We start from the raw sequence: 19,821 nt of genomic DNA, 5'->3' as shown, positions 1-19,821 counted from the left end.
GCAAATCCAGTTGTGTGCTCAACCATGGCTTGAAACGGCGGCCCAGGCAGCCCATTCAGCGCCCAGGACGCGAGGGCACCGGCCAGCGGCACATCCGTCACGGTGCCCGGATCTGCACGCCAGGACGCCGGCGCTGCGGCCGCCGTGCGGGACAATCCGCCCACCCGGCGCCACGGCCCACGAGGCTGCCCAGGCACGCCGGGCCACGCGGTGCGCCGGGCCACACCCGGACGCGCCGTTCCCCACGCCAAGGACGACGAACCCTTCATGGAACTCAAGTGGCTTGAAGACCTTTTGAGCCTGTCGCGCACGCGCAGCTTTTCGCGCACGGCCGCCGAGCGCTTCTGCACCCAGTCGGCGCTGAGCCGGCGCATCAAGGCGCTGGAGCTGTGGGTGGGCGTGCCGCTAGTGGACCGCAGCGCCTACCCCACCTCGCTCACGCCCGCCGGCCTGGTGTTCCGCGATACCGCCGAAGAGGTGGTGCGCCAGCTGCTGGAGGTGCGCGATGACCTGCGCGACCGGCTGCAGCCCAGCAGCGATGCCGTGACCATCAACTCGCTGCAGTCGCTGTCGGTGGTGTGCTTCCCGCACTGGCTGCAGGCCTGCCAGCAGCGCATCGGCCCCTTCGACGTGCGCCTGGTGCCCGACAACCTGCACGGCTGCGTGCGTGCCCTCGTGGAAGGCAGCTGCGACCTGATGCTGTCCTACGCGCACCCGGCGGTGTCGGCCGCGCTGGACCCGGAGCGCTTTCCCTCCATGCTGCTGAGCACCGAGCGCTTCCTGCCCGTGAGCAAGGCCGGCGCGAACGGCCAGCCGCTGTTCGCGCTGCCCGGCACGCGGCGCGAGCCGCTGCCCTACCTGGCCTACGGCCCCGACACCATGCTGGGCCAGGCCGCCGACTTCGCGCTCAAGCAGCGCCAGCATCACGGCGTGTACCTGCGCTGCTGCTACCAGAACCCGATCGCGGAAGGCCTGAAGCCCATGGTCAAGGCCGGCCACGGCGTGGCCTGGATGCCCAACAGCCTCATCAAGCGCGAGCTGGACAGCGGCGAGCTGGTCCCCGCGGGCGACGCGAGCTGGGAGCTGGAGCTGCAGACGCGGCTGTACCGCCGCGCCGAGAGCACCAAGCCCCGCGCGCTGCAGGCCTGGGGCGCGCTGCCGGAAGGGCTGCCCGCGACTCCGTAGGCCGCGCCGCCATGGCACGGCCGTTCATGACGCAACCGGACTGGCTTCCGGCCACGACCGGGAAGGCCGCGCCGCCAGGTCCTTGTTGATCACCACGATCACCCCGGCGTTCTCCATGCCCGCCGGCAGGCGGAATCTCGCCACGACGCTGCGGCAGCGGGTCACCTCCTCACGCCCGTGAAGGACGCCCGCGATGACGGTCTGCCGTCACTCACAAATGTGATTTTCATACCCACCACTGTTCAACCACGAGCCTTGGACTGCTGCTCCTTCGGCTTCTCCCAAAGCGTTTCGGCTTGATTTCTGGCAAGCAGACCCACCATTCCACCTGGACTGCAGACGCTCAACGCCCACCTCGGCCGCCGTACTAGGGGTTCCACCAAGAGGTATCGACAAGCGCAAAACAATCACTACACTGACATTCATCAAGGACGCATCGATGGATGCACGTTAGGCCAGTCAACAAAGGAGCAACGGATGGAAGCGAGCGGCGAGGTCGTCATCATTGGCGGGGGTATCGGCGGGTTGACCCTGGCGTTGGCACTGCACCGCGCAGGCATCGGTTTTCGCGTGTACGAGGCCGCCAGGGAAATCAAGCCGCTGGGGGTGGGCCTCAACCTGTTGCCCCACGCCATGCGCGAGCTGGCCGGCCTGGGCCTGGAGGCCGAGCTACGGGCCAAGGGCATCGAGACCAAGGAATACTGCTTCTTCACCCGCAACGGGCAACTGGTGCAGCGCGAGCCGCGCGGCCTGTACGCCGGCTACGAATGGCCGCAGATCGCGATCCATCGCGCGGACCTGCACCTGACGCTGCTCGAAGCCGTGCGCGCGCGGGCCGGCGAAGACGCCGTGCTGCTGGGGCACAAGTGCACGGCCGTCGAACAGGATGAGCACGCAGCCATCGTGCACTTCGCCGATGCCGCCACGGGGGAGGCGCTGCCGCCGGTGCGCGGTACCGTCGCCATCGCCTGCGATGGCGTGCATTCGGTGGCCCGCGGCCAGATGCATCCCAAGGAAGCCGTGCCGCGCTACGAGGGAACCACGCAGTACCGGGGCACGACGCGCTGGAAGCCCTATCTCAGCGGCGCCACGCACTTCTATCTGGGCACCTACGAGACGGGCAAGCTCGTCATGTACCCGATCCGCAACGACATCGACGGCCAGGGCACGCAGCTGATCAACTGGGTGATCGAGGTTTCCCGGCCCGCCGACAAGCTGCTGCGCGACTGGAACCGCCGCAGCCGCGTCGAGGAGTTCATCGGCGACTTCGAGCATTGCAGCTTCGACTGGCTCGACATCCCCGCGCTCATGCGCGCCGCAGATGCCGTGTACGAGTACCCGATGATCGACCAGGACCCGCTGCCCTTCTGGACCGACGGCCGCATCACGCTGCTGGGCGACGCCGCGCACCCGATGATGCCGCGCGGCTCCAACGGCTCCGCGCACGCCATCATCGATGCGACGACGCTGGCCGGCCTGCTGGCCTCCGAGGGCGATCCGCGCGCGGCGCTCAAGCTCTACGAGCAGCGCCGCCTGCAGGCCACGGGCAATGTCGTGCTGGCCAACCGCGAGATCGCGCCGGACGCCATCCTGCGAGTCGTTGAGGAGCGAACCGGCGGCAAGCCGTTCCAGCGCATCGAGGACGTGATCTCCACGCGTGAGCTGGAGGAATGGCAGGCCCGCTACAAGAAGGTGGCCGGTTTCGCGCGCGAAGACCTCGCCTCCTCCGGCGTGCGAGCCTGACCGGCTGCATGGCGCGACAACCGCACAGCAAGGAAGACGCATGTTGCAAGACTTGAATTTCCACGGCCAGGGCGTCGTGGTGACCGGCGCAGCCGCGGGACTGGGCCGCGCCACGGCGCAGACGCTGGGTGAGCTCGGCGCCCACGTGATCGCGCTGGACGTGGACGCCGCCGGCCTCGATGCGCTGGCCCAGAGCCTGGCCCGCGCCGGCCAGGCCTGCACTGCCATCGCGGGCGACATCACGCAGGAGGCCGAGGTGCAGCGCGTGGCGCAGCGCATCGCCGACAGCGGCGTGCGCCTGAAGTCGCTGGTCAACAACGTCGGCGCCAACTTCCGCCGCCCGGCCATGGACCTCCAGCTCGACGACTGGAACAAGTACCTGGCGCTGAACCTGACCAGCGCGTTCCTGATGACACGCTCGCTGCTGCCGCAACTGCTCGACGCGCCGCGCGGCGGCTCGGTGGTGAACGTGTCCTCGGCGCGCGCGCTGGTCGGCAGCCCGGGCACGCCGAGCTACGCCACCACGAAAGCCGGCCTGCTCGGCTTCACCCGGCAGCTGGCGGCCGAGTACGGCGACCGGGGCCTGCGCGCCAACGCCGTCTGTCCGGGCCTGGTGCTGACCGAGCGCATCGCGCAGCGCGGCATCGGCGCGGCCGAGGAACAGCTGCGCTCCCGCGTGCTGGCGGGCCGCTTCGCCGAACCGCGGGAGATCGCCAACGTCATCGCCTTCCTCGCTTCCGACGCGGCCTCCTACGTCAGCGGCGTGACCATGCCCATCGACGGGGGCTATGCCGTGCGCTGACGCGCGGCCGCTTGCGCTCATGCGCCCATGGGATGCCGCCGCGACGGCGGGCATCCCGCTCCACGCCCTTCAAGCCCTTGAATCCCAGGAGTATCCAGTGAGCCAGAACTTCCTTTCCCCGCAGCAGGTCGAAGCCTACCGCCGCGACGGCTACCTGTACCCGCTGACGGCCCTGCCCCAGGCGCAGGCGGCCGCCTACCTCGCCAAGCTCGAAGCGCTCGAACAGCAGTACGGCGCCCGCGCCTCGCAGATCCTGCGCGCCAAGTCGCACCTGGTGCTGACGTGGGTGAACGAGCTGATCCGCCTGGAGCCCGTGCTCGACGCGGTGCAGAGCCTGATCGGGCCCGACATCTACTGCTGGTCCACCTCCTTCTTCATCAAGCAGCCCAATGACCCGGGCTTCGTGGCATGGCACCAGGACGGCCCGTACTCCGGCGCGCCCGAAGGCGCCGGGGACATCGTGACGGCGTGGATCGCGCTGACGCCCAGCAGCGTCGAGAACGGTTGCCTGAAGGTCGTGGCCGGCTCGCAGAAGAAGCTGCTGGAGCACGCCTACAAGGAGAACACCGCCAACCTGCTGTCGCTGGGCCAGGAGATCGCCGTGGACGTGGACGAGAGCACGGCCACCAAGATCCTGCTGAACCCGGGCCAGTTCTCCTTCCACCACGAGAAGATCATCCACGGCTCCGGGCCCAACACGAGCCCGGGGCGCCGCGTCGGCCTGGCCGTGCGCTACCTCAAGCCCTTCGAGCGCAAGACCGACAAGCCCACCGACACGGCCACGCTGGTCAGGGGCGAGGACCGCTACGGCACCTTCGTGCAGGACCCGGTTCCCTCGCGCGACATGGACCCGCAGGCCGTCGAGTACCTGGACCGGCTGCTGGTCAAGAAGTTCGGCACCCGCTACCGCCCGATGCAGGACCTCCTGTCCGTGACGAACTGAGGCCACGCCATGTCCAAGCTCAACCTCTCGGTTGCCATCGGCAACTATGACCGCTGCCGCCCCTTGCTCGACGGGGCGGTGCAGATCGACGGCGTGGACCCGGTCTTCATGACGCTGCCGCCCGAGGAGATCTTCTTCCGCGCCTTCCGCGCCGAGGAGTTCGACATCTGCGAGCTCTCGATGTCCAGCGCGACGGTGAAGACCGCCGACGGGACGCTGCCCTATGTCGGGGTGCCGGTGTTCCTGTCGCGGGCCTTCAGGCATACCGCGATCTACGTGCGCACCGACCGCATCAAGAAGCCCGAGGACCTCCGGGGCCGCAAGATCGGCGTGCCGGAGTACCAGCTCACGGCCAACGTCTGGGCGCGCTCGGTGCTGCAGGACGATTTCGGCGTGCGCCCCGAGGACGTGACGTGGGTGCGCGGTGGCATCGAGCATCCCGGCCGGCCGGAGAAGATCGCCCTGAAGCTGCCCGCCGACGTGCGGCTGGAGGACGCGCCCGAAGGCGCCACCATCTCGGCGCTGCTGGCGGCCGGGGAGATCGACGGCTACATCGCCCCGCGCCCGCCGGCGGTGCCGCCGGGCACGCCCAACGTCGGCTGGCTGTTCCCCGACCCCACGGAAGCGGCCAAGGACTACTACAGGCGCACCCGCATCTTTCCCATCATGCACATCCTGGGCGTGCGCCGCGAGCTGGCCGAGCGCCACCCCTGGCTGCCCGGCGCGGTCTACAAGGCATTCGACCAGTCCAAGGCGCTCGCCCTGGAACACCTGAGCGACACCTCGGCCACCAAGATCACGCTGCCCTTCGTGGAAGAGCGCCTCAAGGAAGCCCGGGACCTCATGGGACCCGACTTCTGGTCCTACGGCCTGGAGCCCAACCGGCACGTGCTCGAAACCTTCCTGCGCCACCACCACCAGCAAGGCCTGTCCTCGCGCCTGGTGCGCCCGGAGGAGCTTTTCCATCCGGGGACGCTGGAGCGCTTCAAGCTTTGAGCACCACGCACGCAGCACCGCTGCAGGCCGGCCATGGCCGCCAAGACAGCTCTACAAGGTCAAGCGATATGGACACATCAAGAGCCGACGACATCCGGCGCGCCTGGCGGGCCGCCCACCTCTCGCCGCTGTGGGAGAGCCCCAACGCGCACAAGCCTCCGCCCGGCCCGCGGGAGGCGCACCAGTGGCGCTGGAGCGAGCTGCGGCCGCTGCTGGAGCTCGCGTTCGAGGAGACCTCGCCCGCGGCCGTCGAGCGGCGCGTGCTGCAGCTCATGAGCCCGCATTCGAAGTCCGACGCCGACGAGTTCACCGCCGGCAACGTGCTGGCCGCCATCCAGTGCCTGCTGCCCGGCGAGACGGCGCGCCCCCACCGCCACACCATGAACGCGCTGCGCTTCATGCTGGAGGGCTCGGGCGCGGTGACCATCGTGGACGGCAAGCCCTGCCCGATGGAGTTCGGCGACCTGATCCTCACGCCGGGCTGGTGCTGGCACCAGCACCGGCACGACGGCAGCGAACCGGTGCTGTGGCTCGACGTGCTCGACGTGCCGCTGCACGCCTACCTCGGCACGGTGGTGTTCGAGCCCGGCCCCATCGCCACCATGCCGCATACGGTTGAGGACGCAGCCTTCTCGTCGCCGAACATCGTTCCGGAGGCCATCGGCAGCACGCGCGAGCACTCGCCCGTGTTCCGCTACCCGTATGCCGACGCGGTGCGGGCGCTGGCGCATGCGCCCTTGAGCGCCGACGGCACGCGCCGCGTGCGCTATGCCAACCCCTTGACCGGCGCCGGCGCGATGCCGCTGCTCGACAGCACGATGCTGCAGATCGACGAGGGCCCCGCGACCCTGCCCACGCGCACCAACGCCAACGTGGTGTGCGCGGTGGTGGAGGGGCATGGCGAGTCGTGGATCGGCTCCAGGCACATCACCTGGGGGCCGCGCGACATCTTCACGCTGCCCCAGCGCAACTGGGTTTCCCACCGCAGCCTGGGCGGCGCGGCGCGGCTGTTCGCCGTGTCCGACCGCGACGTGCTGAGGCGGCTGGGACTGTTGTCCGAGGAAATCCAGCGCAGCGACGCCTGAGCCGGGCCCGTATGCCCGCCGCGCGCACCTGAACACACACACCCTGGCCGCGCGCAAGCGCGCTCCCAGGAAACCAATGGAAGGAGCACCCATGAGCAGCAACGAATTCAGCCGCACGCTGAGCCCCATCGACATCGGCGGCCTGCGCGTGCGCAACCGCCTGATGCTGACCACGCACAACCCGAAGATGAGCGAGGAGCGCTACCTCGCCTACCTGGAAGAGCGCGTGGCCGGCGGCGTGGGCCTGGTCGGCATTCCCATCCTGCACGAGACCGTCTCCAGCCTGAACTTCGTGTCCACCGGCCGCATGGAGCCGGCCTACGCGGCCGATCCGGACGCGTCGCCCGATCCCGAGAGCGAGGAAGGCGCCGCCTACTACGACGAGACGCTGATCCCGCGGCTGCGCCGCCGCGCCGAGATCATCCACCGGCACGGGGCCTTCTGCTTCGGGCAACTGGCCAACCGGGGTGCGATCCGCCTGCCCGACACCTTCCAGCCCATGGTGTCGCCTTCGGGCCTGGCCGACGACCACGTGCGCATGGCCTCGCACGAGCTCACCACCGACGAAGTGCGGCGCACCGTGCGGCTGTTCGGCCGCTCCGCCCTGCGGATCAAGAAGGCCGGCGTCGATGGCGTCGAGATCCACGCCACGCACGGCTACCTGATCGAGCAGTTCCTGTCGCCCGCCACCAACCGCCGCACCGACCGCTACGGCGGCGACGCCAACCGGCGCATGCGCTTCCTGCTGGAGCTGATCGACGAGATCCGGACCCAGTGCGGCAACGATTTCCCGATCGGCATGCGCATCAGCGGCTACCAGGACGTCGAGGGCGGCCTCAGCACCGAGGACATCAAGGCCATCGTGGCCCGCACGGCCGGCGACATGGCCTACGTCAACGTGACGGCCGGCACCATCGGCGCCCTGCAGAAAGGTGTGGTCGCACCTTACGTGGCGTCGAGCTTCATCCCCTCGGGCTTCAACGTCCCGGCGGCCGCGAAGATCAAGGAGGCCTGCCCGGTGCCGCTGATCGTGACGGGCCGCATCAACGATCCCTGGCAGATGGAGGGCATCCTCGCCAGCGGGCATGCCGACATGATCGGCCTGACGCGCGCCCTCATCGCCGATCCGCACCTGCCCAACAAGATGGCGCAGGGCCAGGCCCAGCACGTGCGCAAGTGTGCCGGGGTCAACGAGTGCCACTTCCCGGACCGCGTCTCCGCCTGCCCGGTCAACCCGATGGCCGGGCGCGAGCTGGAGCTCAAGGTGCGCCTCATCGACAAGCCCAAGCGCGTGCTGATCGTCGGCGGCGGCCCGGCCGGCCTGGAGGCGGCGCGCATCGCCTCGGCGCGCGGGCACCAGGTCACGCTGGTGGAGAAGAGCCAGCGCCTGGGCGGCCAGATCACGACGCTGGCGCGGGACCCGTCGCGCAAGGAAATGATCACGCTGATCGAGACGCTGTCGCGCGAGGTCCGGGCGCAGGGCGTGGAGGTGCTGCTGGGCACCGAGGCCACGCCCGAGTTCATCGCCAAGTTCAAGCCCGACGCCACCGTGGTCGCCGTGGGCTCGACGCCCGTGATCCCGCAGCTCGAAGGCATCGAAGGCACGCGCACCTTCACCGCGCTGGACATCCTGGACAACCCGCCGGACGTCGGCCAGCGCGTCCTCGTCGTGGGCGGCCTGGTGGACAACCTGCCGCCGGTGCTCGCGGCCCTGTACCTGGCCGACCAGGGCAAGGAGGTCACGCTGCTGTCGGAGAACATGACCATCGGCCAAGGGCTGGAATGGTCGATCCTGCACCTGCTGACCAAGCGGCTGCTGGAGAAGAACGTGCGCCTCATGCCGCTGACGGAGCTGGTCAAGGCCGGGCCCGTGCCGACGCTGCGCAACGTGTTCACCAAGCAGTCGAGCGAAGCGGCGCCCGTGGACAGCATCGTGTTCGCGTGCGGCAGCGCGCCGCGCAGCTTCCCCGACATCGAGGGCGAGGTGTACCGCATCGGCGACTGCCTGGCGCCGCGCCGGCTGGTCCACGCCACGCTGGACGGCGCCCGCATCGGCGTGCGCCTGTGAGCACCGCGCACCTCTTACCCGGAAGGACGATCCCATGAGAATTTGCTGGTTTGACGACGACCGCCTGGGCGTGGTCGTCGGCACCGAGGTGTGCGACGTGAGCGCGGCGCTGCGCGTGCTGCCTCCCGCGCGCTATCCAGGCCCCAAGGGCGACACGCTCATCGCGCACCTGGCGAGCGTGCGCGCCGAGATCGAGCGGGTGCTGCCGCAGGCCGCGCGCAAGCCCCTGGCCCAGGCGCGGCTGCTGAGCCCGGTGGCCCACCCGAGCAAGGTCATCGGTGTGCCGGTCAACTACCTTAAGCACGTGGAGGAGGCCGCCGCCGACAAGGCCACCTTCACCGACCGCTACCGCGGCGGCATCGAGGAACAGGGCCTGTTCCTGAAGGCCACCAGCGCGCTGGTGGGCTGCAGCGAAGGCATCGCGGTGCGCTTTCCCGACCGCCGCACCGACCACGAGATGGAGCTCGGCGTGGTGATCGGCAAGGCGGCCTCGAACGTGCCGGTCTCGCAGGCGCTGTCGCACGTGGCCGGCTACGCGATCGCGCTGGACATGGTGGTGCGCGGCCCCGAGGACCGCTCCATGCGCAAGTCGATCGACAGCTACGCGGTGCTCGGCCCCTGGCTGGTGACGGCCGACGAGGTCGCCCAGCCGCAGGACCTGGCCTTCCGGCTCAGCGTCAACGGCGAGCTGCGCCAGCAGTCGAACACGAAGTTCATGATCATGGACATCGCCCGGCAGATCGCCTGGGCCTCCAGCTTCTACACCTTGCTGCCCGGCGACATCGTGATGACGGGCACCTGCGAGGGCGTCGCCCAGGTGCGGCCTGGCGACCTCATGCACTGCGAGATCGATGGCATCGGCGCCATGGACGTCGCGGTGCGGGCGGCCTGACCCTTCCCGCCCGAGACCCGACGGCCGCCGGCAAGGCGCCGGCCCTGTGCGACAACAGCAGACGCAACACCAATGGCAGTTGAGATGGAGACAGGCATGAATCGAAAGTCCCAGCACGAGAGCCGCGTGAAGTACTGGATCGGCGCCCTCGCAGCGGCCATGGCGCTGCCCGGCGCGGCGCAGGCCGACGCCTGGCCGCGCCGACCCGTCACGATCGTGGTGGGCTTCGCCGCGGGCGCCGGCACCGACATGCTGGCCCGGGCCGTGGCGGACAAGCTCACCGGGCGGCTGGGCCAACCCGTGGTGGTGGAGAACAAGGCCGGCGCGGGCGGGTCCTTCGCCGTCAGCGCCGTCGCCGCCGCGCCGGCAGATGGGCACACCTTGCTGCTGGCGCCCAACACGGTAGTGATCTCGCCGCACCTGATGAAGACGCGCACGGACATCCTCACGGACCTCGTGCCCGTGGGCCAGGTGACGCGCAGCACGCTGCTGCTGGCGACGAGCCCCACGGCAGGCCTGGGCGTCAAGGACGTCAAGGAGCTCACGGCGCTGGCGCGCAAGCAGCCGGGGCTGTCCTTCGGCACGGCCGGCATGGGCACGCCGCAGCACATCGCCGGCGAGCTGTACAAGAAGTCCGCGGGCATCGAGCTCACGCACATCGCCTACCGCGGCACCGCACCGGCGCTCACGGACCTCATCGGCGGGCAGATCAATCTGTCCTTCACCTCGTTGACCGCCGCCAAGCCCTACCTCGACAGCGGGCGCCTGGTGCCGCTGGCCGTCGTGGAGAAGGACCGTTCGCCCCTGCTGCCCAACGTGCCGACGATGACGGAACAGGGTGTCCCCGGCGTCGAGCTCACGGGCTGGTTCGGTACCTTCGCACCCAAGGGAACGCCGGCCGAGGTGGTGGCCAAGATCAACAAGGAAATCGCCGCGGTGCTGGCGCTGCCGGACATCCAGAAGCGGTTCAAGGACCAGGGCGAGCTCCCCATGGCCGGCACCCCGGAGGCCTTCGGCGAACTCGTGCGCAGCGAATACCGGCTGTACGAGAAGATCGTCCGGGATTTCGGCATCAAGGTCGATTGATGCGGTAACCGCCGTCGCCCTCAGGGGCGGCTGGCACGCAAGGCCTTTTCCGGGTTGCGAAGCTCATCGCAGGCAGCGGGCCGCGACCATCACGCCAACGCGGCGCGCCCCGGATCCACAGCCCTTTTCCATTTCCTATCGCAAGGGAATCGCCATTCCTTTGGGCCGCGCCATGTCCTTTTCATGGCGCCGAATTTCAAACGCAAGGAGACAGCCATGGAACGTCACGACCGGGTCGAATACCTCGGCAACCAGGCCCTGAAAATGCGCCACCGTGGTCCGAAAAAGGATGCCGAGAGCCGGGCCGCGGTTTGCCGGACGAATCTGAAACTGCTCCTGGCGGTGCTGGGCGCCGCGGGGGCCTGGTCCGGTTCGAGCTTCGCGCAGCAGAGCAGCGTCACGGTCTACGGGCTGGTCGACGTGGGCGTCGAGTACAGCAACTCGGGCAAAGGCGGCCTGGTGCGCGAGATTTCAGGCGGCTCGCTGGGCAGCCGCGTGGGCTTTCGCGGCACCGAAGACCTCGGCGGCGGCCTGAGCGCGAACTTCCGCCTGGAGCAGGGCTTCACCGCGGACAACGGCGTGCTGGCGCAGGGTGGGCGCATCTTTGGCCGGGAGGCATCGGTTGGCCTGTCCTCCAAGGCTTACGGCACGGTGCTGGCCGGACGGCTGCCCACGCCCTACTACCAGGCGCTCAACGGCGTTGATGCGTTCTCGTGGGTGGGCAGCGGCGGCATGCTGTCGGCGACGCGAAGCACGGCGACGTCGCAGCAACTGTTGCCGTTGGCAACCAGTGCGCGGACGGACAACGCGATCGGCTACACCGCGCCCGCTTTCGGCGGCCTGGAGCTCAAGGTGCTGGGTGCCTTCGGCGAAGGGTCCACGACCATCGGCCGCCACTACAGCGCCGCGGCGCGTTACCGCCAGGGTCCGGTGGACGCGATCGCCGCCTATGCCCGCCAGGACGGGGCCGGCGCCAGCGGCGACATCACGGCCTTCGTGGTGGGCGGCAGCTACAACCTGGGGCCGGTGCGCATCTATGCGGGCCACACCCGCGAGAAGAATGAGTGCTCATCGTGCACCGGTGGGCTGGCCCGTGTCGCCGGCGTCGCCGCCGGTGGCGCCAGCGAGTTCAGGTTGAGCAACCTCGGCGTGAAGGTGCCGCTGGGCGCCACCACGGTCTTCGCCCAGGTGACGCGGATCGACGACCGCACCAGCTACGCCGTCGATCCGGGCAGCCGCGATGCCACGTGGTTCGGCGTGGGCGCGGAGCACGCCTTGTCCAAGCGCACGACGCTCTACGCCACGGCCGCCACGGTCGGCAACCGCAACGGATCGTCCTATGCCCTCGGCTCCGGCACGGCACAGCAGGGCGCCGACGCGGTGGGAGCAGGCGACCCGCGCTCGAAGACGGCCGTCATCGGCATCCGGCACGTGTTCTGAACCGGCGCAGCGCCGAGTTCCCGGGGTCGCTGCGCTTCCCCGGGAACCCTGTCCTCAAGCGACCGCCTGCCTGGACCGCCGGGCCGCCGGAGCCGCAGCTTTCTTCCCCTTGCCTTGCGATGCGGCGGCGGCCCGGTTCGGCATCGGCGCCGCCCGCTGCGCCTGCTCCTGCTCGCCTTCCGACGCTTCGCCGCCGCGCTGCGGCTGCTCCTCCGCGCAGCACGGTGCCCGGCTGAGGTTGTTGTTGTGGTCCACCAGCTTGCGCAGCAGGGCCATGAACACCTCTTTCTCCGCATCCGTCAACGGCCCCAGGATGGTGTCGTCGATGTCCTGGATGCGGGCCTGCATGACGTCGATCAAGGCGCGGCCCGCCCCCGTGATGTGCAGCGCATTCGTGCGCTTGTCCTTCTGCCTGCGCTCGATCAAGCCCTTCTCGCTCAGGCGCTTCACGACGATGCTGATCGTTTGCCGGTCCAGCGCCACGATCTTGCCGACGCGGGTCTGGTCGATGTCAGGGAAGTGGTCGATGGCCATCAGCGCGGCGAACTGCACGTGCGTGAGGTCATAGTTCTTGGCGGCGTCCATGAAAACCGCCACGCAGATCTGGTGCAAGCGGCGCACCAGGTGCCCGGGATGGTTCATGGGCTCGAACGCGACCTCGGATTCAGCGGGCCTGGCCTGGGCTGCAGGCTTGGAGCGGGTGCCGGTATTCATGTCGATAGGATTTTCTGGATGGGCCTGACGCAGCCGGGCTGCGGAGCTGGCGCCGTATTGCGCAACGCTCCCCTGCCCGGTCGCGGGTCGGCATGGTGTGCCCGCACTATGCCTCGCAATGCGGGATGCGTGTCGAGTTGCAAACTGCTCGCCGGGCGCCGCCCGGTCGATCGCTGTCCGGCCGCCGGACGGGCGCCGCTGGCACGAGGGTTTCAAGCAGCAGGCGCATCGATCTGCCGGCCAGGCATGGCCTGCTTGAAGGCATCGAGCTCGGCACAGGCGGCCGCCACGTCCCGAATGCGCGGCCATGCCGCCATGTCGATGCCCAGGCGGATGCTGCTGGCCACCTGCGGCACCAGGTACACGTCCGCGACCGTCACGGTGTTGCCCAGGCAATAGGGGCCTACGGTCGCGCGTGCGCGCAGCAGCTCCTCGATGGCATCGAAGCCGGCGCCGATCCACGTGCGGCACCAGTGCGCGACACGGGCGTCGTCGCAGTCCGGCCACTTCTTCAGCTGGGCCAGGATCCGGCCGTTGTGCAGCGGGTGGATGTCGCAAGCGACGATGGCCGCGATGGCCCGGACCCAGGCCCGATCGCCGGCATCGCCGGGCAGCAGCGCAGGCTGCGGATAGCGCTCCTCCAGCCATTCGATGATCGCCGGGGACTGGATCAGCAGCTGCCCATCGGCCTCCAGCGCGGGCACGAAGCCCTGCGGATTCAGGCTGCGGTAGGCGGGACTGGCCTGCTCGCCGGCCAGCAAATTCACCGGAACGTACTCGTAGTCCAGCCCCTTCAACGCGAGCGCGATGCGCAGCCGGTACGAGGCGCTGCTGCGGAAGAAGTTGTAGAGCTTCATCGGCATTTCCCCCATGACGGAAACAGTCAGTACTATGACAGTGTAAATGAACTCCACCGTCACGCAGCGCTGAAGGCGCGAGCGTCCACCGTCCAGCCCATGAAGCCACTGTCCCGTCTGCTGCAGGCCCCCGCCCTGATCCCTCTCCAGAACCGTGTGTACCGCGGGCTGTGGCTGGCCTGGCTGATGGCCAACATGACGATGTGGATCCATGACGTCACGGCCGGTTGGCGCATGGTGCAACTGACGGACAGTACTGTGATGGTTGCGCTCGTGCAGACCGCGTCCACGCTGCCCGTGTTCCTGCTGGGCATTGCCAGCGGGGCGCTGGCCGACATCGTGGACCGCAGGCGCTACTTCGCCGCCACGCAGCTGTGGGTGTGCGTCACGGCGGTCCTGCTGGCCGGCCTGGAACTCGCCGGCGCCCTGACGGCGCCCTTGCTGCTGCTGCTCACGTTCGTGAACGGCATCGGGCTGGCCCTGCGCTGGCCGGTGTTCTCCGCCATCGTCCCCGAGGTCCTCAGGCGCGAGGAGTTGCCGGCCGGCCTGGCGCTGAGCAGCATCTCGATGAACCTGTCGCGCATCGCCGGCCCGCTGCTGGCGGGCGCGCTGCTCGCGATGGCGGCGCCCGCGCTGGTGTTCGCGCTCAACGCGCTGCTGGCCGGCGCGGGGCTGTGGCTGATCCTGCGCTGGAAATCGGCACAGCGCGCGAGCACGCTGCCGGGCGAACGCTTCCTGGGCGCCATGCGGGTGGGTCTGCAGCATGTGTGGCAGTCGCCCCGGATGCGCGTGGTCGTGGTGCGGGCGTTCCTGTTCTTCCTGCAGTCCAGCGCGCTCGTTGCCCTGCTGCCGTTGATCGCGCACCGGACCGGGGGCGGCGCCGCCATGTTCACCGCCATGATGGCGAGCATGGGTGCGGGAGCGATCGTGGCGGCGCTGCAGTTCCCGCGCTGGCGCCAGCGCTTCGGGCGGGACGCCTTCGTGCGCTACGGCACGGTGGCCCATGCGCTGGTGTCGGCCGGCATCGTGATCGTGCCCACGCCCTGGTTCGCGCTGCCGGCCATGGCCCTGGCGGGCGCCGCCTGGATCTCCACGGCGAACACCCTGGTGATGTCGGCCCAGTTGGCGCTGCCCGACTGGGTACGCGCGCGCGGCATGTCGATCTACCAGGTGGCGCTCATGGGCGGCACGGCGGTCGGTGCCTGGCTGTGGGGCCATGTCGCCGATGTGAGCAGCGTGCCCGCGGCGGTGGTGGCCGCTTCAGTTTCCGGCCTGGCCTTCCTGCTGCTGACGCTGCGCCACTCGGTCGAACAGGGCGGCGACGAGGACTTCACGCCCCGGCAGGCCCGGCCGGCGCCGGCGGTGGCGGTCGACGTGAAGCCGGACGAGGGGCCGGTGATGGTGGAGGTGGAGTACCACATCGACCCGGCCCGGGCCGCGGACTTCGCCGAGGTGATGCAGGCCACCCGCTGCGCACGGCTGCGCCAGGGCGTGCTGTCCTGGGAATTGTTCCGGGACACCACGCAGCCCGGACGCTACGTGGAGCATTTCATCGACGAGAGCTGGGTGGCGCACCACCGGTGGCTGGAGCGCTTCAGTGCCGCGGACGACATGCTGCGCTCGCAACGGCTCGCGTTTCACCTGGGTGACCGGCCGCCACGGATACGGCGTTACGTGGCGGCACTGGCGCCTTCCGTGGAGCGCTGATGCGGTGGGCGCCATGGGGGAAGGGCTGAGTCTGTCGACGGGCTCAGGGCGGACGGGATTTGCTTCACTCTCGAAGACGAACCGGAATCAGAATGCCGCCACCAGCGACACCCGCAGCAGCGAGCCCTTGGGCTCGGCTCCCGTGCCGGCTTCGACCTGGTACTCCTTGTACGCCGCGCCCTTGAGCAGCAGGCCCGGGCGCACCGGGTACACCACCTCCGCGCCCACGGCGTGGCGCCCGGCCTTGTCCGGGCTCGCGCCCGGGCCGCGGTCCTCGCCGAGCTGCCACTGGTCGTAGCCGACGATGCCCGCCTGCCAGCCGCCGAACTGCTTGCCCACGCCCCACTCCAGCGTGAGCTGGTTGCCCGGGCGCAGGCCCGCATCGGTGCGGCTGTTGCGCTCGAAACGGCTGAGCGCCGATGCCGAAATGGTCTTGGCCTCGTCCAGGTAGACCGTCACGCCGCCGGTGAGCATGGTCGAGCGGTAGCCCTTGCCCGGCGAGGCGGGGGAGCCGTCCTTGCCCGTGCCCAGCCACACGCCCGCCGCCGCCACGGCGTCCCAGCGCGGCCCGTGCCAGCCCAGCACCAGCGGGCCGACGTAGACGTCGCCCACGCCGGAGCGGCGGTCCGACAGCCCCGCCGCGCCGATGTCCAGCGAGGTCCGCGTCACGGGGATGATGGTTTCGAAGCCGTAATCGGCGCCCAGCAGCTTGGTCGAGGTGACCTTGACCAGCCGGTTGGCGAGCGCGGTGACCTTGCCGGTGTTGCTGCCGGGCAGCTTCGCGTCCGTGCCCGGGGCGCTGAAGTCGTCGATGTCGTAATGGACCAGGTAGCCCAGGTAGTAATTGCCGGGCGGCGGCACGCTGGAGCCCTGCAGCCCTTCGACGCCGGCCACGTAATGGCCGCCGGCATGGGCCGTGCCCTGCGCGAGCAGCGCGCACAGGCCTGCCGCGGCCAGCGCCGCGTGGTGTTTCTTCTTCATGCTCATGACGGGGCTCAGAACGGGTAGTGGCGCTCGGTGGTCTGCACGGTGATCCAGCGCAGGTCCGTGAAGGAGTCGATGCCGGCACGGCCGCCGAAGTGGCCGTAGCCCGATTCCTTGACGCCGCCGAAAGGCATCTGCGCCTCGTCGTGCACCGTGGGCGCGTTGATGTGGCAGATGCCGGACTGGATGCGCCGCGCCACGTTCCAGGCCTTGGCGATGTCGCGGCTGAACACCGCGGCCGAGAGCCCGAAGGGGTTGTCGTTGGCGCAGGCGATGGCGGCTTCGACGCCGCCCACGCGCACGATGCCCTTGACCGGCCCGAAGCTCTCCTCGTGGTAGATCGCCATGTCGGCCGTCACGTGGTCCAGCAGCGTCGCGGGCATGAGCGTGCTGTCGGCCTTGCCGCCGCACAGCAGCTTGGCGCCCTTGGCCAGCGCGTCGTCGATCAGCGCGTTGCAGCGCTCGACGGTGCCCAGGTCCACCACCGAGCCCAGCACCACCGGGCCCTGGCGCGGGTCGCCCAGCGGCAGGCTGCGCGCCTTGGCCGCCAGCTTCTCGACGAAGGCGTCGGCGATGGCGGCGTCCACGATGATGCGCTCGGTGGACATGCAGATCTGGCCCGAGTTGGCGAAGGCGCCGAAGGCGGCACCGTTGACGGCGGCATCCAGATCGGCGTCGGCCAGCACCAGCAGCGGCGCCTTGCCGCCCAGCTCCAGCACCGCGGGCTTGAGGTGCTTCGCGCACAGGGCCCCGATGATCCGGCCCACGCGCGTGGAGCCGGTGAAGTTGACGCGGCGCACCGCCGGGTGCGCCACCATCGCTTCCACCACGGCACCCGCGTCGGCCGGTGCGTTGGTGACGAAGTTCACCACGCCCGGCGGCAGCCCGGCCTCCTGCAGCGCCTCGATGATCAGCCCGTGCGTGGCGGGCGAGAGCTCCGAGCCCTTGAGCACCACGGTGTTGCCGCAGGCCAGCGGCGTGGCGATGGCGCGCACGCCCAGGATCACCGGCGCGTTCCAGGGCGCGATGCCCAGCACCACGCCGGCGGGCTGGCGCACCGCCATGGCCAGGCTGCCCGGCACGTTGGAGGGGATCACTTCGCCGCTGATCTGCGTGGTCAGCGACGCGGCCTCCTGCAGCATGCCGGCGGCCACGTGCACGTTGAAGCCGGACCACAGGGCGGAACCGCCGGTTTCAGACGCAACGGCCTGCGCGAAGGCGTCGGCCTTGGCTTCGAGGGCGGCGGCGGCCTTGAGCAGCAGCCCGCGGCGCTCGCCCGGGCCCACCTCGGCCCAGGCCGGGAAGGCCTTCTGCGCGGCCTCGACCGCGCGCACCGCGTCGGCCGGCGTGGCGGCCGGGGCGCGCGTGGCGACCTGGCCGTCCAGCGGATTGCGGCGCTCGAAGGTCGCGCCGCCGGTGGCGTCCACGCGCTCGCCGCCGATGAGCATGGAAATGGTGTTCATGAGGTATCTCCCTCTCGGTGGCGGCCTCAGATGCGGATGCCCGACTTGCCCGGGGCCAGGATGCCGTTGGGGTCCAGCGCGCGCTTGATGCGGCGCTCCACGTCGCGCTTGACCGGGCCGTAGGTCTTGGCCACGCGCTCCTGGAACGCGGTGTTCACGCGGTACACGCCATAGCCCTGCTTCTCGAACTCGTCGAGCAGCTCGTTGAAGCAGGCGTTGGCGCGCTGGGTTTCCTCGGGGTTGGAGCGGTCGTAGAGCACGTCGATGACGTGGTGCATGTCGCGCCAGCCGACGATGAACTCGCCCACGTAGTCCAGGCCGTGCTTGTTGAGAATGCGCGTGGCCAGCTCCACCTGCTTGCCGCACTCGCTGCCGCGGGCCTGGCTGACCGGGGCGAACCACATCGAGCCACCGCCCCCGCGCCAGTTGTAGAGGCCGAACTCCTGCAGGTTGGGCACGCCCGACATCAGCTCGGCGCGGTACTTGAAGGGCTGCGTGCCGCCGGCCTCTTCCTCGGTGATGAGCGTGCCCTTGCCGGAGGCCTTCACCACCTGGGTGATGATCTTCCAGTTCACGTCCACCTGCTCCTGCGTGCCGTAGAGCGCGGCGTAGACGTTCCAGGCGCCCAGGCCCTTCTCCTTCTTGATCTTGTCGATCACGGCCTGCGGCGTGGCGCCGGGGGTCTGGATGTAGTCGGCGCGGCGCACGTTGGCGCCGCCGGCCTCCCACAGCGTGCCGGCGATCACCACGGCGTTGGGGATGACCTGCGCGATGCGCAGCGGGCGCAGCATCTCGACGATGTCGCCGATGTCGGCCTCGTTGTCGAACTTGATCGCGAAGGGCTTGAAGACCGGCGGCTTGGGCATCAGCCAGAAGCCCATCTTCGTGCAGATGCCGTAGTTGCTCTGCGTGAACATGCCGTCCAGCGTCGGGCCGTAGCCCCACTTGAACACCTGCCAGGCCTTGTCGCCCGGGATGCTGCCCATGCCGGTGCGCAGCACCTGGCCGTCGGCCAGCACCACTTCCATGCCGCACTGCATGAGGAAGTGCTCGCCGTAGGGCGTGTAGCCCACGCCGCGGTCCATGGTGTTGCCCACCGGGCCGGCGATGGCCGAGGGCGCCGGGAACGACAGCATCAGCGGCAGCTTCTTTTCCTGGATGTAGTCGTAGAGCTGCTGGTAGGTCACGCCGGGCTCGACCAGCGCGGTGCACAGATCGGGGTCCACGTGCAGGATCTTGTTCATGCGCCGCAGGTCCAGCACCACCTGGCCGCGCTCGCCCGGGGCGGCGGAGCCGTAGCCGAAGTTGCGGCCGGTGGAGATGGTCCACACCGGGATGCGGTGCTCGTTGCACACGCGCACCACCGCCTGCACCTCCTCCACCGTGGAGGCCAGCAGCACCGCCGACGGGGCGTGCTGCTTCTCGTCCACGGCCATCATGACCTTCATGTAGGGCGCCAGGTGCTCGCCCTTGGTGAGCACGTACTGCTCGCCCAGGATGGCGGTGAACTTGCGGATGGCGGCGTCGAGGTCGCGCTCGCTGCGGCCCTGGGGCAGGGCCACGTACTTGTCAGCCATGGGATGTCTCCGGTTTCGAGGGTTCAGATCAGGCAGGCCAGCGCCACGCAGGGCAGGCCCGCGGACGCGGCGGCCATGGCCGGCAGCGCCCGGCCCTGCGCCAGCGCCTGGCCGATGGCGCGGGCCTGCTCGGCACCGGCAGCCGTGTGCGGCAGGCGCAGCGGCTCGAAGGCCTCGACCCGGGCACCCTGCGCGCGCAGCAGGTCCAGCGCCAGCGTGGCGCCGGCGTCGTCCAGCCGCGCCACCACGCGCCGCGGTGCGGCCTCGCCGTCCAGCCGG

17 protein-coding genes are annotated in these 19,821 nt (G+C 69.8%); 11 read left to right on the top strand and 6 right to left on the bottom strand.

Annotation, left to right across the window (positions count from 1 at the left end; all coding sequences use genetic code 11):
* The first annotated feature begins 267 nt into the window (after positions 1-267).
* The 10 genes from Q0741_RS11610 (at position 268) to Q0741_RS11565 (ending at position 12,240) form a co-directional block, all read left to right on the top strand.
* A complete protein-coding gene (locus Q0741_RS11610) occupies positions 268-1,185 on the top strand; it encodes a LysR family transcriptional regulator (RefSeq protein ID WP_298233363.1) in 918 nt (305 codons plus the stop codon).
* Positions 1,186-1,662: 477 nt separating this feature from the next.
* Positions 1,663-2,928, top strand: a complete 1,266-nt coding sequence (locus Q0741_RS11605) for a flavin-dependent oxidoreductase (RefSeq protein WP_298233362.1) — start codon at positions 1,663-1,665, stop codon at positions 2,926-2,928.
* 40 nt (positions 2,929-2,968) lie between these two features.
* Entirely contained in the window at positions 2,969-3,730 is a 762-nt protein-coding gene (locus Q0741_RS11600) for an SDR family NAD(P)-dependent oxidoreductase (protein ID WP_298233361.1), read from the top strand.
* A 97-nt stretch (positions 3,731-3,827) separates the two neighbouring features.
* On the top strand, positions 3,828-4,673 hold the full coding sequence (locus Q0741_RS11595) for a phytanoyl-CoA dioxygenase family protein (protein ID WP_298233360.1): 846 nt from the start codon (positions 3,828-3,830) through the stop codon (positions 4,671-4,673).
* A 9-nt stretch (positions 4,674-4,682) separates the two neighbouring features.
* The gene (locus Q0741_RS11590; RefSeq protein WP_298233359.1) at positions 4,683-5,669 is read left to right on the top strand and encodes an ABC transporter substrate-binding protein; all 987 of its coding nucleotides are present in this window, start codon (positions 4,683-4,685) and stop codon (positions 5,667-5,669) included.
* A gap of 68 nt (positions 5,670-5,737) precedes the next feature.
* Complete coding sequence (locus tag Q0741_RS11585) at positions 5,738-6,754, top strand: cupin domain-containing protein (protein ID WP_298233358.1); 1,017 nt, start codon at positions 5,738-5,740, stop codon at positions 6,752-6,754.
* Between the two features lie 91 nt (positions 6,755-6,845).
* Positions 6,846-8,822, top strand: a complete 1,977-nt coding sequence (locus tag Q0741_RS11580; RefSeq protein ID WP_298233357.1) for an FAD-dependent oxidoreductase — start codon at positions 6,846-6,848, stop codon at positions 8,820-8,822.
* A 34-nt stretch (positions 8,823-8,856) separates the two neighbouring features.
* Positions 8,857-9,714, top strand: a complete 858-nt coding sequence (locus tag Q0741_RS11575; RefSeq protein ID WP_298233356.1) for a fumarylacetoacetate hydrolase family protein — start codon at positions 8,857-8,859, stop codon at positions 9,712-9,714.
* Between the two features lie 96 nt (positions 9,715-9,810).
* The gene (locus Q0741_RS11570) at positions 9,811-10,800 is read left to right on the top strand and encodes a tripartite tricarboxylate transporter substrate binding protein (RefSeq protein ID WP_298233355.1); all 990 of its coding nucleotides are present in this window, start codon (positions 9,811-9,813) and stop codon (positions 10,798-10,800) included.
* Between the two features lie 216 nt (positions 10,801-11,016).
* Positions 11,017-12,240, top strand: a complete 1,224-nt coding sequence (locus Q0741_RS11565) for a porin (protein WP_298233354.1) — start codon at positions 11,017-11,019, stop codon at positions 12,238-12,240.
* A gap of 54 nt (positions 12,241-12,294) precedes the next feature.
* Here the strand turns inward: Q0741_RS11565 and Q0741_RS11560 are convergent, their stop codons facing one another.
* The gene (locus tag Q0741_RS11560; RefSeq protein WP_298233353.1) at positions 12,295-12,825 is read right to left on the bottom strand and encodes a MarR family winged helix-turn-helix transcriptional regulator; all 531 of its coding nucleotides are present in this window, start codon (positions 12,823-12,825) and stop codon (positions 12,295-12,297) included.
* Between the two features lie 341 nt (positions 12,826-13,166).
* Positions 13,167-13,811 carry a maleylacetoacetate isomerase gene (gene maiA / locus Q0741_RS11555; RefSeq protein ID WP_298233352.1) on the bottom strand — a complete coding sequence of 215 codons (645 nt, stop codon included), beginning with the start codon at positions 13,809-13,811 and terminating at the stop codon, positions 13,167-13,169.
* 99 nt (positions 13,812-13,910) lie between these two features.
* Here maiA and Q0741_RS11550 point away from each other — a divergent pair, with 99 nt between their 5' ends.
* Positions 13,911-15,518 (top strand): MFS transporter, encoded by a 1,608-nt coding sequence (locus Q0741_RS11550; protein WP_298233351.1) that lies wholly within the window; start codon positions 13,911-13,913, stop codon positions 15,516-15,518.
* A gap of 87 nt (positions 15,519-15,605) precedes the next feature.
* Here Q0741_RS11550 and Q0741_RS11545 read toward each other — a convergent pair whose 3' ends face one another.
* From Q0741_RS11545 to Q0741_RS11530, 4 genes are all read right to left on the bottom strand, one after another.
* On the bottom strand, positions 15,606-16,505 hold the full coding sequence (locus Q0741_RS11545) for a transporter (protein ID WP_298233350.1): 900 nt from the start codon (positions 16,503-16,505) through the stop codon (positions 15,606-15,608).
* Positions 16,506-16,513: 8 nt separating this feature from the next.
* Positions 16,514-17,965 (bottom strand): aldehyde dehydrogenase, encoded by a 1,452-nt coding sequence (locus Q0741_RS11540; RefSeq protein ID WP_298233349.1) that lies wholly within the window; start codon positions 17,963-17,965, stop codon positions 16,514-16,516.
* Between the two features lie 26 nt (positions 17,966-17,991).
* Positions 17,992-19,542 (bottom strand): FAD-binding oxidoreductase, encoded by a 1,551-nt coding sequence (locus tag Q0741_RS11535; protein ID WP_298233348.1) that lies wholly within the window; start codon positions 19,540-19,542, stop codon positions 17,992-17,994.
* A gap of 23 nt (positions 19,543-19,565) precedes the next feature.
* A partial coding sequence (locus Q0741_RS11530) for a hypothetical protein (protein WP_298233347.1) occupies positions 19,566-19,821 on the bottom strand: 256 nt, incomplete at its 5' end.

Source organism: uncultured Azohydromonas sp., assembly GCF_937926365.1.
Lineage (GTDB): Bacteria > Pseudomonadota > Gammaproteobacteria > Burkholderiales > Burkholderiaceae_C > Azohydromonas.
Note: the sequence above shows the minus strand (reverse complement) of the source record. Positions and strands in the feature narration are given on the sequence as shown.

Excerpts from the sequence above, each read along its gene's own strand:
- Q0741_RS11610 (WP_298233363.1), top strand. The coding sequence starts at position 268 with ATGGAACTCAAGTGGCTTGAAGACCTTTTGAGCCTGTCGCGCACGCGC.
- Q0741_RS11605 (WP_298233362.1), top strand. The coding sequence starts at position 1,663 with ATGGAAGCGAGCGGCGAGGTCGTCATCATTGGCGGGGGTATCGGCGGG.
- Q0741_RS11600 (WP_298233361.1), top strand. The coding sequence starts at position 2,969 with ATGTTGCAAGACTTGAATTTCCACGGCCAGGGCGTCGTGGTGACCGGC.
- Q0741_RS11590 (WP_298233359.1), top strand. The coding sequence starts at position 4,683 with ATGTCCAAGCTCAACCTCTCGGTTGCCATCGGCAACTATGACCGCTGC.
- Q0741_RS11585 (WP_298233358.1), top strand. The coding sequence starts at position 5,738 with ATGGACACATCAAGAGCCGACGACATCCGGCGCGCCTGGCGGGCCGCC.
- Q0741_RS11580 (WP_298233357.1), top strand. The coding sequence starts at position 6,846 with ATGAGCAGCAACGAATTCAGCCGCACGCTGAGCCCCATCGACATCGGC.
- Q0741_RS11575 (WP_298233356.1), top strand. The coding sequence starts at position 8,857 with ATGAGAATTTGCTGGTTTGACGACGACCGCCTGGGCGTGGTCGTCGGC.
- Q0741_RS11570 (WP_298233355.1), top strand. The coding sequence starts at position 9,811 with ATGAATCGAAAGTCCCAGCACGAGAGCCGCGTGAAGTACTGGATCGGC.
- Q0741_RS11565 (WP_298233354.1), top strand. The coding sequence starts at position 11,017 with ATGGAACGTCACGACCGGGTCGAATACCTCGGCAACCAGGCCCTGAAA.
- Q0741_RS11560 (WP_298233353.1), bottom strand. The coding sequence starts at position 12,825 with ATGGACGCCGCCAAGAACTATGACCTCACGCACGTGCAGTTCGCCGCG.
- maiA (WP_298233352.1), bottom strand. The coding sequence starts at position 13,811 with ATGAAGCTCTACAACTTCTTCCGCAGCAGCGCCTCGTACCGGCTGCGC.
- Q0741_RS11550 (WP_298233351.1), top strand. The coding sequence starts at position 13,911 with ATGAAGCCACTGTCCCGTCTGCTGCAGGCCCCCGCCCTGATCCCTCTC.
- Q0741_RS11545 (WP_298233350.1), bottom strand. The coding sequence starts at position 16,505 with ATGAGCATGAAGAAGAAACACCACGCGGCGCTGGCCGCGGCAGGCCTG.
- Q0741_RS11540 (WP_298233349.1), bottom strand. The coding sequence starts at position 17,965 with ATGAACACCATTTCCATGCTCATCGGCGGCGAGCGCGTGGACGCCACC.
- Q0741_RS11535 (WP_298233348.1), bottom strand. The coding sequence starts at position 19,542 with ATGGCTGACAAGTACGTGGCCCTGCCCCAGGGCCGCAGCGAGCGCGAC.